Below are 15,924 nucleotides of genomic sequence, written 5' to 3'. Positions count from 1 at the left end.
TTTGGCCGGGCTTTTTTATGCCTGCTAGGGCGGAGAAGGGCGCGGCTAGACTTGCGTCAAAAACCATAATAGGTATAATACCGCGTCCAATCCTGCACCAATTGTAGGGTAGGCAAATTTAGGGGCGTAGTTCCAATTGGTAGAACAGCGGTCTCCAAAACCGACGGTTGGGGGTTCGAATCCCTCCGCCCCTGCCAGATTTTATTGATTCAAAGCGAAGACCGGTCGCAACTAGGATTAAAGAATGAGCGCAAATAACGAGACGCAAAGCAGTTCGTTGAACAGTTTGAAATGGATAATCGCAATCGCCCTTTTAGTTGTTGCTATTGGCGGTAATCATTATTACACAGAAGAAGTGTCGGTTTTATACCGTGCTATTGCTGTGGTTGTTTTAGTTGCCTTAGCAGGTTTCTTTGCCAGCACGACAACGAAAGGAAGAACCTTTTTGTCGTTTGCGAAAGAAAGTCGTACCGAAGTTCGAAAGGTTGTCTGGCCATCGCGTCAGGAAGCGACTCAAACAACGCTTATCGTTGTTGTTGCGACCGTTGTAGTAGCACTTATTCTCTGGGGCCTTGACGGTATCCTGGTACGTGTCGTTGGCTTCTTAACCGGATTGGAGATTTAACCATGAGCGATAAGAAACGTTGGTACGTAGTACAGGCTTTTTCCGGTTACGAGGCGCGGGTTTCTGAATCTCTGAAAGAACATATCAAAATGCACGGTATGGAAGATAAATTCGGTGAGATTCTGGTACCTAAAGAAGAAGTTGTGGAAATGCGCGGCGGCGTTCGTCGCAAAAGTGAACGCAAATTCTTTCCGGGCTATGTTTTAGTCGAAATGGATATGGACGAAGATGCCTGGCACTTGATTAAGAGCGTGCCTCGCGTACTTGGCTTTATCGGTGGTAGTAGCGATCGTCCTACACCAATTTCAAAGAAAGAAGCTGATGCTATCCTCGACCGCTTACAAGATTCTGCAGACAAGCCTAAACCTAAGACCTTATTTGAGCCGGGCGAAGTTGTACGTGTTAACGACGGTCCTTTCGCTGACTTTAACGGTACGGTTGAAGAAGTTGATTACGAGAAGAGCCGTGTTACGGTATCGGTTTCCATCTTCGGCCGGGCGACACCAGTTGAGCTTGAATTTGGTCAGATAGAAAAAGCCTGATCAAAAAAGCAGCAAGACAAAGATTGATCTATGGCGCGAAGTCACTTATAATTCGCGTCCTTTTTTAACGGGAAGCCGTTGGAGTAACTTTCCTCTGAAAAGTTACGAGGCGTTAAACCCACAACAGAGGTAATTACCATGGCGAAGAAAGTATCGGCCATTATCAAATTACAGGTAGCTGCTGGTTCAGCTAACCCGTCACCGCCAGTTGGTCCAGCATTGGGTCAGCACGGTGTGAACATCATGGAATTCTGTAAAGCGTTCAACGCACAGACCGACAGCCTGGAAAAAGGCGCACCGGTTCCTGTCGAAATTACAGTATTCGAAGACCGTTCATTCACATTTATTACTAAAACGCCTCCTGCGTCTTTCTTATTGAAGAAAGCGGCTGGTATCAAGAGTGGTTCAGGCGAGCCAAATACCAAGAAAGTTGGTACGGTAACTCGCGAGCAATTAGAAGAAATTGCGAAAACTAAAGAACCAGACCTGACTGCTGCCGACATGGACGCAGCTGTACGCACTATCGCCGGCTCTGCTCGCGCGATGGGCTTGAACGTGGAGGGCTAATCAATGGCTAAATTAACAAAACGCGCTCGTATGATCGCAGAGAAAGTTGAAGCCCGTGATTACGATGTGAATGAAGCGATTACTCTGTTAAAAGAGTTAGCAACAGCAAAATTCACTGAAAGTGTTGATGTCGCAGTAAACTTAGGCATCGATGCTCGTAAATCTGACCAAAACGTTCGTGGTGCTACTGTACTGCCAAACGGTACTGGCCGTGACGTTCGCGTTGCTGTATTCACTTCAGGTGACAATGCAGAAAAAGCGAAAGCAGCCGGTGCGGACATCGTTGGTATGGAAGACTTAGCGGCACAAGTTAAGAAAGGTGAAATGAACTTCGACGTAGTCGTAGCATCACCTGACGCAATGCGTGTTGTTGGTCAATTAGGTCAAATCTTAGGTCCACGTGGCCTGATGCCTAACCCGAAAACTGGTACTGTAACTCCAGACGTAGCAACAGCAGTTAAAAACGCTAAAGCTGGTCAGGTTCGCTATCGCAACGACAAAAACGGTATTGTTCACGCAACAATCGGCCGTGTTGACTTCGATAATGACAAATTGAAAGAAAACCTTGAAGCTCTGTTGGCGGCTCTTAAGAAAGCGAAGCCTTCTTCAGCTAAGGGTGTCTATGTAAAACGCGTCAGCCTGTCCACAACAATGGGTGCTGGTGTGAGCATTGACCAAGCAACTGTAGCAGCGGTTTAATTCGCTTCAGTTAGGTTAGTGTAATGGTTTATGGGTTGGAGCTGCCGTGGCGTTGCTAAGGCGCAACAAAACAAGGCTCCCGTCCAAGACCGTAGGTGTACCGCGAGAATCTCAGAATATCGAGTAGTGGCACTTAATTTCCTACGCAGATGGTGATATCCGACTCAGGCTCTCTGGGTAGAGAATCACCGTGACAACGCGGTGGGTTTTATCCCACCTAATTGTAACGAGGGACTTCGGTCCCAAATTGAAAACGAGGTGATATCAGTGGCAATTGGTTTAGCCGGAAAGAAAGCCATCGTTAAGGAAGTTAACGACGTTGCTTCAAATGCGCTAGCCGTCACCGTTGCTGAATATCGAGGCATCGAAGTAGCCGATATGACTGCGCTGCGTAAGAAAGCTCGCGAGCAGGGTATTTTCGTTAAAGTTGTACGAAATACACTGGCAAAACGCGCTTTTGAAGGCACACAGTTTGACGACATGGGCGATGCACTTAAAGGACCTCTTGTTTATGGGTTTTCTATGGACGCACCGGGCGCTTCAGCTCGTCTGTTCAAAGACTTCTCAAAAGAAAACAAGAACTTGCAAGTGACAGCTCTGTCAATCGGTAATGGCATCATGGGTCCAGAAAAATTGGACGCAGTTGCTTCACTTCCGACTCGTGACGAAGCATTGGCTAAATTGCTCGCCACCTTCAAAGAACCGGTTAGCAAATTCGTTAAAACAGTTAACGAAGTACCTAGCAAGTTCGTTAGAACGTTGGCAGCAATTAAAGACGCTAAATAATACGTTGGTTTTTTAACCATTTTTTGTAATTATAAACCCAGGAGTTTAGAGTAATGGCTCTGACTAAAGACGACATCTTAAACGCGATCGCTGAAATGCCAGTAATGGAACTGGTTGAACTGATCGAAGCAGCTGAAGAAAAATTCGGCGTTGACGCATCTGCAGCAGTAGCAGTAGCTGCTCCAGCAGCAGGCGGCGAAGCAGCAGCTGAAGAGAAAACTGAATTTGACGTAGTACTGAAAGCAGCTGGCGCAAACAAAGTTTCCGCTATCAAAGCTGTTCGCGGCGCAACTGGCCTTGGTTTGAAAGAAGCTAAAGCTATGGTTGAGTCTGCACCAGTAGCAGTTAAAGAAGGTGTAAGCAAAGACGAAGCTGAAGAGCTGAAAAAGCAGCTTGAAGAAGCTGGTGCGGAAGTTGAAGTTAAGTAATTTAACTTTTGTACGACATATGGCCTTTTAGGCCTTGGGCTGGTGGTTAATTAACCACCAGCCCTTTTGCGCTGTATCGCTTGTATCATTTTGCCCGAGGTTGGATACAGATAAGCGAAAAAATAACAACGGGATCGACAGATAAAAGATTAATCTGTTTTTAACCATCGAACCACTCGTTGGTTAGGGTCATCAATCAGCTAGCTGAGGAACCCCATGGCGTACTCCTACTCTGAAAAAAAACGTATTCGTAAGGATTTCGGTAAACGACCTCAGGTCTTAGAAGTTCCTTATTTGCTGTCTATGCAGCTTGATTCATTTAAGAAATTTATTGAAGTCGATCCAGAAGCCAATAATGGTCTGGAAGCGGCTTTTCGTTCGGTCTTTCCTATTGCCAGTTATTCTGGTACTGCGGAACTACAGTACGTCAGTTATCACATGGGTGAGCCGGCGTTTGACGTTGAAGAATGTCAGATCCGGGGCATTACCTACTCAGCACCATTGCGTGTGAAACTGCGTCTGGTGCTGTTTGATAAAGAAGCAGCTGCCGGTACAGTTAAAGACATTAAAGAACAAGAAGTGTACATGGGCGAAATTCCGTTAATGACAGAAAACGGAACCTTCGTGATCAATGGCACAGAGCGAGTTATCGTTTCTCAGCTCCACCGTTCACCTGGTGTGTTCTTTGATCACGACAAAGGTAAATCACACTCGTCAGGTAAAGTCCTGTATAACGCGCGTGTTATTCCTTACCGTGGCTCTTGGTTGGATTTTGAATTTGATCCTAAAGACAACGTTTTTGTACGTATCGATCGTCGTCGTAAATTACCGGCGTCAATTATTCTTCGTGCTCTGGAATACAGCACTGAAGAAATTCTCGATATGTTCTTCGACACAACGTACTTTGAAATCCTTAAAACTAAGGTGAAAATGCAGTTGGTGCCTGAACGTCTGCGTGGCGAAACCGCCAAGTTCGACATCAAAGGTGCTGAAGGCGAAGTACTGGTCGAAAAAGGCCGTCGTATTACCGCACGTCACATCCGCCAGTTGGAGCAACTGGACATTAAAGAGATGGAAGTGCCGGCAGAATACATGGTCGGAAAAGTATTAGCGAAAGACTACGCGAATAAGAAAACTGGCGAAGTGGTCGGTCACGCGAATGACGTGCTGACACTTGAGCTTATCGCCGAGCTTAGCGAAGCGGGTATTAAGAAAATTGAAACGCTGTTCGTTAACGATTTGGATCACGGTCCATACATGAGCGAAACCTTACGCGTTGATTCAAGCAACAACCGCTTAGAAGCTTTGGTTGAAATCTATCGCATGATGCGTCCGGGCGAGCCGCCAACACGCGAAGCCGCCGAAACTCTATTTGATAACCTGTTCTTCAGCGAAGAACGTTATGACTTATCAACTGTTGGCCGCATGAAGTTCAACCGTCGTTTGGGTCGTGAAGACTTAAGCGGTGATAACACGTTGTCCAGAGAAGACATCGTCGAAGTCATGAAAAAACTTATCGAAATCCGTAACGGTTTAGATGAAGTTGATGACATTGACCACCTGGGTAACCGTCGTATACGTTCAGTCGGCGAAATGGCAGAAAACCAATTCCGTGTCGGTTTGGTACGTGTAGAACGCGCAGTAAAAGAACGCTTGTCGCTGGGTGACTTAGACAACACCATGCCTCAAGACCTGATTAACGCGAAGCCAATTAGTGCTGCGGTTAAAGAGTTCTTTGGTTCAAGCCAGCTGTCGCAATTTATGGACCAGAACAACCCATTGTCAGAAGTGACGCATAAGCGTCGTATCTCTGCTTTAGGTCCGGGTGGTTTGACTCGTGAACGTGCCGGTTTCGAAGTTCGTGACGTACATCCAACGCACTATGGTCGTTTGTGTCCGATTGAAACTCCAGAAGGCCCGAACATCGGTCTAATCAACTCGCTGTCGACTTTCTCACGTACGAATGAATATGGCTTCTTGGAAACGCCTTATCGTCGTATTGAGAACGGCTCTGTTACAGACGACGTTGACTATTTGTCCGCAATCGAAGAAGGCAACTACGTTATCGCCCAGGCGAACGTAGGTCTGAACGATAAAGGCGAGTTGACTGAAGATTTGGTACCTTGCCGCCATAAAAACGAATTTACGCTGATGAGTAAAGAGCAGGTCCAGTACATGGACGTTGCACCTCAGCAAATCGTTTCTATCGCAGCAAGTATGATCCCGTTCCTTGAACACGATGATGCTAACCGAGCCTTGATGGGCTCGAACATGCAACGTCAGGCCGTTCCTACATTGCGCGCTGATAAGCCGCTGGTCGGGACCGGTATCGAACGCACTATCGCAGTTGACTCCGGTGTTACTGTTGTTGCTAAGCGTGGTGGTGTTGTCGATTACGTAGACGCCAGCCGTATCGTGGTTAAGGTTAACGAAGAAGAGATGGTCCCGGGTGAAGCGGGCATCGACATTTATAACCTGACTAAATACACGCGTTCTAACCAGAACACCTGTATTAACCAAAAACCAACCGTGAACCCAGGTGAACCTGTAACACGCGGTGACGTTTTAGCTGATGGTCCGTCAACTGACTTAGGTGAATTAGCACTGGGTCAGAACATGCGTGTGGCCTTCATGCCTTGGAATGGTTATAACTTCGAGGATTCGATTCTGATTTCTGAGCGCGTAGCGCAAGAAGATCGGATGACAACCATCCATATTCAAGAATTAAACTGTGTTGCTCGTGATACCAAGTTGGGTGCTGAAGAGATTACCTCTGATATACCAAACGTTGGTGAATCTGCATTAGGCAAGCTGGATGAATCCGGTGTTGTTTATGTCGGTGCAGAAGTTAACGGCGGCGATATTCTGGTCGGTAAAGTCACCCCTAAAGGTGAAACGCAGTTAACGCCGGAAGAGAAACTCTTGCGAGCTATCTTCGGTGAGAAAGCGTCTGATGTAAAAGACAGCTCTCTGCGAGTACCAAACGGTGTTAACGGTACGGTTATTGACGTACAAGTATTCACTCGTGATGGCGTTGAAAAAGATAAGCGCGCGGTAGCGATTGAAGAAATGCAGCTGGCTAAGGTTAAGAAAGACCTGACAGAAGAATTCAAGATTCTTGAAGAAGGTATTTACAACCGAGCTCGCAACTTGTTGTTAAGTAATGGCTTTGATGAAGCAAAACTGGCGAGCGTCGATCGCTCAAGCTGGTTGACTCAGGACTTAGGCAACGAAGACGCACAAGCTCAATTAGAGCAAATTGCTGAGCAGTACCAGCAAATTCGTGACGACTTCGACACTAAGTTTGAGACTAAGCGTCGTAAGATCACTCAAGGCGATGATTTAGCGCCGGGTGTTCTGAAAATCGTTAAGGTTTACTTAGCCGTACGCCGTAGTATCCAGCCTGGTGATAAACTGGCTGGCCGTCACGGTAACAAAGGTGTTATCTCAACCATCATTCCTGTGGAAGATATGCCACACGATGATGAAGGGAACCCGGTCGATATCGTATTGAACCCGCTGGGTGTACCTTCGCGGATGAACATCGGTCAGATCCTGGAAACACACTTAGGTATGGCGGCTCGCGGTATTGGTAGCAAGATCGAAAAAATGCTGAAACAGCAACGTGCTATCTCTGAATTACGCGACTTTTTACAGCAGGTGTACGACTTGGGCGAAAGCCGTCAGAAAGTAGACATTACTGAGTTTACTGATGATGAAGTGATGCGCTTAGCCGGTAACTTGAAAGCCGGTCTGCCAACAGCTACACCTGTATTTGATGGTGCAGTTGAAGAAGAAATTAAGGCACTGTTGAAGCTTGCAGACTTACCTGAATCTGGTCAGATTCGGTTATTCGACGGCCGTACGGGTGATAAATTTGAACGTGACGTAACCGTTGGTTACATGTACATGCTCAAACTGAACCACTTGGTCGACGATAAAATGCACGCACGTTCAACTGGCTCGTACAGCTTGGTTACTCAACAACCACTGGGTGGTAAAGCTCAGTTTGGTGGTCAGCGCTTCGGTGAGATGGAAGTCTGGGCATTGGAAGCATATGGTGCGGCTTATACCTTGCAAGAAATGTTGACAGTTAAGTCGGACGACGTGAACGGTCGTACGAAGATGTACAAAAACATTGTCGACAACAACTTGCAGATGGAAGCGGGCATGCCGGAATCCTTCAACGTATTGTTGAAAGAAATCCGCTCGCTGGGCATCAATATCGAGCTAGAACAGAACTAAGACGCTGTTGCTGGAATAAATTGGGGGAGTGCTTGCGCTCCCCGTAGGTTGAACTCCGACAGGAGATAAATCGTGAAAGACTTGCTGAAGCTTTTAAAGCCGACGAATCAGGCAGAAGAGTTTGATGGTATTCGCATCGCTCTTTCGTCTCCAGATATGATCCGTAGTTGGTCATATGGTGAGGTGAAAAAACCTGAAACTATTAATTACCGTACCTTTAAGCCGGAACGTGATGGTTTGTTCTGTGCCCGTATTTTTGGTCCGGTAAAAGACTATGAGTGCTTGTGTGGTAAATACAAGCGCCTTAAGCACCGTGGTGTCATCTGTGAGAAGTGTGGCGTTGAAGTTACACTGACTAAAGTGCGCCGTGAGCGTATGGGTCACATTGAACTGGCCAGCCCGGTTGCGCACATCTGGTTCCTTAAATCATTGCCGTCGCGCATTGGTTTAATGCTGGATATGACTCTGCGTGATATCGAACGTGTACTGTATTTCGAATCTTACGTTGTTACAGAGGGTGGTTTAACCTCTCTTGAGCAGGGTCAAATCCTGACTGAAGACGAATACTTAGACGCACTTGAAGAGCACGGCGACGAATTCGACGCAAAAATGGGTGCAGAAGCAGTTCTGGATCTGTTACGCGCTGTTGATATCGACGGTGATGTTCAAAAATTACGTGAAGAGTTACCTGAGACAAACTCAGAAACCAAACGTAAGAAAATTAGCAAACGACTGAAGTTACTTGAAGCATTCCAGGTATCAAACAACAAGCCTGAGTGGATGATCTTAAAAGTACTTCCAATTCTGCCACCAGACTTACGTCCGTTGGTACCGCTTGATGGCGGTCGTTTTGCTACGTCTGATCTTAACGACTTGTATCGTCGCGTAATCAACCGTAACAACCGTTTGAAGCGTCTGTTAGACCTTGCTGCACCAGATATTATCGTGCGCAACGAAAAACGTATGCTGCAGGAAGCGGTTGATGCGTTGTTAGATAACGGTCGTCGTGGTCGTGCAATTACAGGCTCTAACAAACGTCCTCTGAAATCTTTGGCTGACATGATCAAAGGTAAACAGGGTCGTTTCCGTCAGAACCTGCTGGGTAAACGTGTTGACTATTCAGGCCGTTCGGTTATTACCGTTGGTCCTAAATTGCGCCTGCACCAGTGTGGTCTGCCTAAGAAAATGGCGTTGGAATTATTCAAACCATTTATCTATGGCAAATTAGAGCGTCGTGGTTTAGCAACAACCATTAAAGCAGCGAAGAAAATGGTTGAGCGCGAAACAGCAGAAGTTTGGGACGTACTTGATGAAGTTATCAAAGAGCACCCAGTACTGCTTAACCGTGCGCCGACACTTCACCGTTTAGGTATCCAGGCGTTTGAACCGGTACTGATTGAAGGTAAAGCGATTCAACTGCATCCGTTGGTCTGTGCGGCTTATAACGCCGACTTTGATGGTGACCAAATGGCTGTGCACTTACCACTGACTTTAGAAGCTCAGTTGGAAGCACGTGCGTTGATGATGTCTACCAACAACGTACTGTCGCCGGCCAGTGGTGATCCTATTATCGTTCCTTCGCAGGACGTTGTACTTGGTCTGTATTACATGACTAAAGAGAAAATCAACGGCAAAGGCGAAGGCATGGTTTTCAAAGATCCGAACGAAGCCGAAAAGGCTTACCGTACGGGTCAGGTTGAGTTGCATAGTCGCGTCCGGGTACGTATCACCGATACCACCATTGATGACGACGGCAATCGTACAACGAAAACCGAACTGCGTGACACCACTTGTGGTCGCGCAATTTTGTCACTGATTATGCCGGAAGGTCTGCCTTTTGAACTGATTAACCAGGCTATGGGTAAAAAACCGATTGGCCGTATGTTGAACAAGGCTTATCGCGACCTTGGTTTGAAAGATACAGTCGTTTTCGCTGACCAAATCATGTATACCGGTTTCCATTACGCAATGGTATCGGGTGCGTCGGTTGGTATAAACGACATGGTTATCCCTGAAGCTAAGAAAGAGATTGTTTCTGCAGCAGAAGAAGAAGTGGCTGAAATTCAGGAACAGTTCGAATCAGGCTTGGTAACTGCCGGTGAGAAATACAATAAAGTTATCGATATTTGGTCAACCGCTAACGAGAAAGTCTCGAAAGCGATGATGGATAACTTGTCGAAAGAGATTGTTAAAAACAAAGACGGTGAAGACGAAGAGCAAGCATCATTTAACTCAGTCTTTATGATGGCTGACTCAGGTGCTCGTGGTAGCCCCGCGCAGATTCGTCAGTTAGCCGGTATGCGTGGTTTGATGGCTAAGCCAGATGGCTCAATCATCGAAACGCCAATCGTTGCTAACTTCCGTGAAGGTCTGAACGTACTTCAGTACTTCATCTCGACGCACGGTGCTCGTAAAGGTTTGGCCGATACCGCATTGAAGACAGCGAACTCAGGTTACCTGACTCGTCGTCTGGTAGACGTTTCACAAGACGTTGTGATCATGGAAGAAGACTGTGGCACATACGAAGGTCTTTACATGAAACCGCTGATTGAAGGTGGTGACGTTGTAGAGCCGTTGCGTGAACGTGTACTGGGTCGTGTTCTTTGTGAGCCGGTAATGAAACCAGGCAGCGAAGAAGAGCTACTTCCGCGTAATACATTGCTTGATGAAAAAATGTGTGACGTATTGGAAGAAAACTCTATCGACGAAGTTAAAGTTCGCTCGGTTATTACTTGTGATACAGACTTTGGTGTTTGTGCACACTGTTATGGTCGTGACCTGGCTCGCGGACATATGGTTAACCAGGGTGAAGCGGTTGGTGTTATAGCAGCACAGTCAATCGGTGAGCCGGGTACACAGTTAACCATGCGTACCTTCCACATCGGTGGTGCGGCATCTCGTGCTACAGCTGAAAACAATATCCAGGTGAAAAACCCGGGTACAATCAAGCTGCACAACGCTAAATGGGTTGTGAACAGCGATAAAGCTCACGTTATTACGTCACGCTCTACAGAGTTAACTTTGACGGATGAATACGGTCGTGAGCGCGAGCGTTACAAAGTACCTTATGGTGCGGTCTTGAAAAAAGGCGAAGGCGACTCAGTAGATGGCGGCGAAACCGTTGCTAACTGGGACCCGCATACTCACCCAATCATTACCGAGGTAGAAGGTCGTATCAAGTTTGTTGATTTAATTGATGGTGTCACTATGACTCGTCAAACCGATGAACTGACAGGCCTTTCAAGCATTGTTGTACTGGAAACGGGTCAGCGTACCAGTGCCGGTAAAGACATGCGTCCAATGGTGAAATTGGTTGATGGTAAAGGTAACGACGTTAATATCGCCGGTACTGATATCCCTGCGCAATACTTCTTGCCAGGTAACGCTATTATTAACCTGGAAGATAATTCTGAGGTTAAAATTGGTGACACCTTAGCGCGTATTCCTCAGGAAGGCTCTAAGACTCGTGATATTACCGGTGGTCTGCCACGTGTTGCTGACTTGTTCGAAGCGCGTAAGCCAAAAGAACCAGCGATTCTTGCAGAGAAAACCGGTACGGTTTCCTTCGGTAAAGAAACCAAAGGTAAACGTCGCCTACTGATTACCCCTACCGATGGTGGAGATCAGCACGAAGAGATGATTCCGAAATGGCGTCAGCTGAACGTGTTTGAAGGTGAACAAGTGACTAAAGGTGAAGTTATTGCCGATGGTCCAGAAGCACCGCATGACATTTTACGCTTACGTGGCGTTAGTGCAGTTGCTAACTATATCGTTAACGAAGTGCAGGAAGTTTACCGTCTGCAGGGTGTTAAAATTAACGATAAGCACATTGAAACTATTGTTCGCCAGATGTTGCGTAAGGCACTTATTTTACGCGCCGGCGATACCAACTTGCTGGAAGGCGAGATGGTTGAAATGTCAGAAGTGTTAGCAGCTAACGCAAAAGCGGAAGCGGATGGTAAGAAACCAGCAATATTTGAACGTCAGTTGCTGGGTATTACTAAGGCATCGTTGTCGACTGAATCCTTTATTTCAGCGGCTTCGTTCCAGGAAACAACGCGAGTTCTTACCGAAGCAGCCGTTGGTGGTAAGAAAGACAGCTTACGTGGACTGAAAGAAAACGTAATTGTTGGTCGTCTGATCCCTGCAGGTACAGGTTACTCATATCACAAAGAGCGCATGCAGCGTCGACTGGATGAACTGAATGTTGATATCGAGCCAACTATGACTGCAGAGCAGGCTGAGCAACAACTTGCGGATGCCTTAAATGCTGGAAATAGTTCTGCAGGTGATGATTCTGCAGAATAATTAGCGAACGTTTTTAACGTTCGTGTACAGAAGCCGGTACTGTAAAAGTGCCGGCTTCTTTTGTATAGCCTTGACAGGCGAAAATATGACCATTAGAATTTCCGCTCCCGAATTTCGGGATCTGACTTTCAGTGGTCAGAAAAAAGCGATTTTTCACGCTCTATACACGTGGTAAAAAGCGACATCAACTAAACTAGGAGTAATGAATGGCAACAGTTAACCAGCTGGTGCGTAAAGGCCGTCAAAAGCCCGTTGTGAAAAGCAACGTTCCGGCTCTTGAAGCGTGCCCTCAAAAACGCGGTGTATGTACCCGTGTTTACACAACTACGCCAAAGAAACCGAACTCTGCAATGCGTAAAGTTTGCCGTGTTCGTTTAACTAACGGTTACGAAGTTTCTTCGTACATCGGTGGCGAAGGTCACAACTTACAAGAACACTCAGTCGTACTAATTCGTGGCGGTCGTGTAAAAGACTTGCCAGGTGTGCGTTATCACACAGTACGCGGAGCACTTGACTGCTCAGGTGTTAATGACCGTAGACAAGGTCGTTCTAAGTACGGCGCAAAACGGCCTAAATCTTAACGGTTCTCCGTTAGTAAGGCCAAACTGTCGTACGTTTTGGGTAAAACCCTGAATTAATCGGAGAATATTGAGATGCCAAGAAGACGCGTCATAGGTCAACGTAAAATCCTTCCAGATCCTAAGTTCGGATCAGAATTGTTGGCCAAATTTATCAATGTCGTCATGGTTGACGGCAAAAAAGCAGTCGCTGAAAAAATTATTTATGGTGCATTGGACATCCTGGCAGAGAAGTCAGGTAAAGATCGCCTGGAAGTCTTTGATACAATTTTAGACAACATCCGCCCAATGGTTGAGGTTAAATCTCGTCGTGTTGGTGGTTCAACGTATCAGGTTCCGGTTGAAGTTCGTCCGGTACGCCGTAACGCACTGGCTATGCGCTGGTTAGTTGATGCAGCGCGCACCCGTGGTGAAAAATCAATGTCGCAGCGTCTGGCAGCTGAAATGCTAGATGCATCAGAGAACAAAGGGTCTGCTGTGAAGAAACGTGAAGACGTTCACCGCATGGCTGAAGCAAACAAAGCGTTTGCTCACTATCGCTGGTAATTCGCAGTTAACCTAGAAGGAGTTTATTGTGGCTCGTAAAACTTCCATAGAGCGCTATCGTAATATCGGTATTTGTGCTCACGTAGACGCCGGTAAAACAACCACAACTGAACGTGTGTTGTTTTATACTGGTTTGTCTCACAAAATTGGTGAGGTGCACGATGGTGCAGCCACCATGGATTGGATGGAACAAGAACAAGAGCGTGGTATCACTATCACGTCAGCAGCTACCACCTGTTTCTGGCAGGGTATGGACAAGCAATTCCCTGAGCATCGTGTAAACATCATCGATACTCCTGGACACGTTGACTTCACCATCGAAGTTGAACGTTCTTTGCGTGTTCTTGACGGTGCTGTTGTTGTACTTTGTGCATCATCTGGTGTCCAGCCTCAGACTGAAACTGTTTGGCGTCAGGCAAACAAATATGAAGTTCCTCGCATGGTATTCGTCAACAAGATGGACCGTGCAGGCGCAGACTTCTTATCTGTTGTACACCAAATGAAAACGCGTTTGGCAGCTCAGGCTGTTCCAATGCAGCTACCAGTAGGCGCAGAAGATAATTTCCGCGGCGTTGTGGACTTAGTTAAAATGAAGTTCATCAACTGGAGCGAAGAAGACATGGGTACTTCATTCACTTATGAAGAAATCCCTGCTGACATGGTTGATGAGTGTGAAAAATATCACGCTGAGTTGGTAGAAGCTGCGGCTGAAGCTAACGAAGAATTGATGACTAAATACCTGGAAGAAGGTGAGTTAACTGAAGCGGAAATCAAGCAAGGCCTGCGTATGCGTACTCTGGCTAATGATCTTTGTTTGGTTGCTTGTGGTTCTGCGTTCAAAAACAAAGGTGTTCAGGCAGTGCTTGACGCTGTTATTGAATACTTGCCATCACCAACAGAAGTTAAGCCTATCACTGGTATTTTGGATGATGAATCTGAAGGCGTACGTAAGTCGTCTGACGAAGAGCCATTCTCAGCTCTGGCATTTAAAATTGCGACTGACCCATTTGTTGGTACCTTGACGTTCGTTCGCGTTTACTCTGGTGTATTGAACCAGGGCGACGGTGTTGTTAACCCAGTTAAGAACAAAAAAGAACGCGTTGGCCGTATGGTACAAATGCACTCAAACAGCCGTGAAGAGATCAAAGAAGTTCGCGCTGGTGACATCGCGGCACTGATTGGTCTTAAAGACGTTACTACAGGTGACACGCTGTGTGATCCAGCTCATAAAATCACACTTGAGCGTATGGAATTCCCTGAACCGGTTATCTCGGTTGCAGTAGAGCCGAAAACTAAAGCTGACCAGGAAAAAATGGGTATTGCTTTAGGTAAATTGGCTGCAGAAGATCCATCGTTCCGTGTTAAGACTGACGAAGAATCTGGCCAGACAATCATCTCTGGTATGGGTGAACTTCACCTGGATATCCTCGTTGACCGTATGAAGCGTGAATTCAAAGTTGAATGTAACGTAGGTCAGCCGCAGGTTGCTTACCGTGAAGCAATTCGTGAGTCTGTCGAAGTCGAAGGTAAATTCGTACGTCAATCAGGTGGTCGTGGTCAGTTTGGTCACGTTTGGATTAAACTTGAACCAATGACTATCGAAGAAGACGATAACGGTGATGACATTATTTACAAATTCGTAAACGAAATTGTAGGTGGTGTTGTACCGAAAGAATACATCCCGGCAGTAGACAAGGGTATCCAAGAACAGATGCAACAAGGCGTCTTGGCTGGCTATCCTGTATTGGGTGTTAAAGCGACTCTATATGATGGTTCATACCACGATGTCGACTCTTCTGAAATGGCATTTAAAATTGCTGGTAGCATGGCCTTCAAGAAAGGTGCATTAAAAGCTAACCCAGCTCTGTTAGAGCCAACCATGAAAGTTGAAGTTATCACTCCTGAAGAATCTATGGGTGATGTCGTGGGTGACTTAAACCGTCGTCGCGGTCTTATTGATGGTATGGAAGAAGCTCCGGGTGGTTTGAAAGCAGTTAATGCTCAAGTACCACTGTCTGAGATGTTCGGTTATGCGACAGACTTGCGTTCACAAACGCAGGGTCGTGCATCCTACTCTATGGAGTTCCTGAAATACTCTGAAGCACCAAACAACATTGCTGAAAAAGTAATGGCTGAGCGTAACGCTAAATAAGTAAGGTCTGGTCCGGTTCTTTCGAGGCCGGGCTTTTAACTTAAGTTTGAGGATATATCATGTCTAAAGAAAAATTTGAACGTTCGAAGCCGCACGTAAACGTCGGCACCATCGGTCACGTTGACCACGGTAAAACAACACTAACTGCTGCTATCACAACTGTTTTGGCAAAAGTTTATGGTGGTGCGGCGAAAGACTTCGCAGCCATCGATAACGCGCCAGAAGAGAAAGAGCGTGGTATTACTATTTCAACGTCACACGTTGAATATGACACACCAACTCGTCACTACGCACACGTAGACTGCCCAGGGCACGCTGACTATGTTAAAAACATGATCACCGGTGCGGCGCAGATGGACGGCGCTATTCTGGTAGTAGCAGCAACAGACGGTCCAATGCCACAGACTCGTGAGCACATCCTGCTTTCACGTCAGGTAGGCGTACCATT

General features: G+C 46.5%; 12 protein-coding genes and 1 tRNA gene. All 13 read left to right on the top strand.

Annotation, left to right across the window (positions count from 1 at the left end):
- Positions 1 to 120: 120 nt before the first annotated feature.
- Positions 121 to 197, top strand: a tRNA-Trp gene (locus RJ32_RS02415).
- A gap of 47 nt (positions 198 to 244) precedes the next feature.
- Positions 245 to 625 (top strand): preprotein translocase subunit SecE, encoded by a 381-nt coding sequence (secE, locus tag RJ32_RS02410; protein WP_034818783.1) that lies wholly within the window; start codon positions 245 to 247, stop codon positions 623 to 625.
- Between the two features lie 2 nt (positions 626 to 627).
- A complete protein-coding gene (gene nusG, locus RJ32_RS02405) occupies positions 628 to 1,167 on the top strand; it encodes a transcription termination/antitermination protein NusG (protein ID WP_011233602.1) in 540 nt (179 codons plus the stop codon).
- Between the two features lie 138 nt (positions 1,168 to 1,305).
- Positions 1,306 to 1,734 (top strand): 50S ribosomal protein L11, encoded by a 429-nt coding sequence (rplK, locus tag RJ32_RS02400; RefSeq protein ID WP_034818779.1) that lies wholly within the window; start codon positions 1,306 to 1,308, stop codon positions 1,732 to 1,734.
- 3 nt (positions 1,735 to 1,737) lie between these two features.
- Complete coding sequence (gene rplA / locus RJ32_RS02395) at positions 1,738 to 2,433, top strand: 50S ribosomal protein L1 (protein ID WP_034818776.1); 696 nt, start codon at positions 1,738 to 1,740, stop codon at positions 2,431 to 2,433.
- Between the two features lie 267 nt (positions 2,434 to 2,700).
- The gene (gene rplJ / locus RJ32_RS02390) at positions 2,701 to 3,219 is read left to right on the top strand and encodes a 50S ribosomal protein L10 (protein WP_011233605.1); all 519 of its coding nucleotides are present in this window, start codon (positions 2,701 to 2,703) and stop codon (positions 3,217 to 3,219) included.
- Between the two features lie 53 nt (positions 3,220 to 3,272).
- Complete coding sequence (rplL, locus tag RJ32_RS02385; RefSeq protein ID WP_011233606.1) at positions 3,273 to 3,647, top strand: 50S ribosomal protein L7/L12; 375 nt, start codon at positions 3,273 to 3,275, stop codon at positions 3,645 to 3,647.
- 216 nt (positions 3,648 to 3,863) lie between these two features.
- Positions 3,864 to 7,892 carry a DNA-directed RNA polymerase subunit beta gene (gene rpoB, locus RJ32_RS02380; protein WP_011233607.1) on the top strand — a complete coding sequence of 1,343 codons (4,029 nt, stop codon included), beginning with the start codon at positions 3,864 to 3,866 and terminating at the stop codon, positions 7,890 to 7,892.
- 72 nt (positions 7,893 to 7,964) lie between these two features.
- Entirely contained in the window at positions 7,965 to 12,200 is a 4,236-nt protein-coding gene (gene rpoC, locus RJ32_RS02375; protein WP_011233608.1) for a DNA-directed RNA polymerase subunit beta', read from the top strand.
- Positions 12,201 to 12,406: 206 nt separating this feature from the next.
- Positions 12,407 to 12,781, top strand: coding sequence for a 30S ribosomal protein S12 (gene rpsL, locus RJ32_RS02370; RefSeq protein ID WP_011233609.1), 375 nt, complete (start codon positions 12,407 to 12,409; stop codon positions 12,779 to 12,781).
- A gap of 72 nt (positions 12,782 to 12,853) precedes the next feature.
- Entirely contained in the window at positions 12,854 to 13,324 is a 471-nt protein-coding gene (rpsG, locus tag RJ32_RS02365; RefSeq protein ID WP_011233610.1) for a 30S ribosomal protein S7, read from the top strand.
- Between the two features lie 28 nt (positions 13,325 to 13,352).
- Entirely contained in the window at positions 13,353 to 15,476 is a 2,124-nt protein-coding gene (gene fusA, locus RJ32_RS02360; RefSeq protein WP_034818772.1) for an elongation factor G, read from the top strand.
- Between the two features lie 59 nt (positions 15,477 to 15,535).
- A partial coding sequence (locus tag RJ32_RS02355) for a GTP-binding protein (RefSeq protein WP_034818770.1) occupies positions 15,536 to 15,924 on the top strand: 389 nt, incomplete at its 3' end.

It is taken from the genome of Idiomarina sp. 28-8, assembly GCF_000320945.2.
Taxonomy (GTDB): Bacteria; Pseudomonadota; Gammaproteobacteria; order Enterobacterales; family Alteromonadaceae; genus Idiomarina; species Idiomarina loihiensis.
Note: the sequence above shows the minus strand (reverse complement) of the source record. Positions and strands in the feature narration are given on the sequence as shown.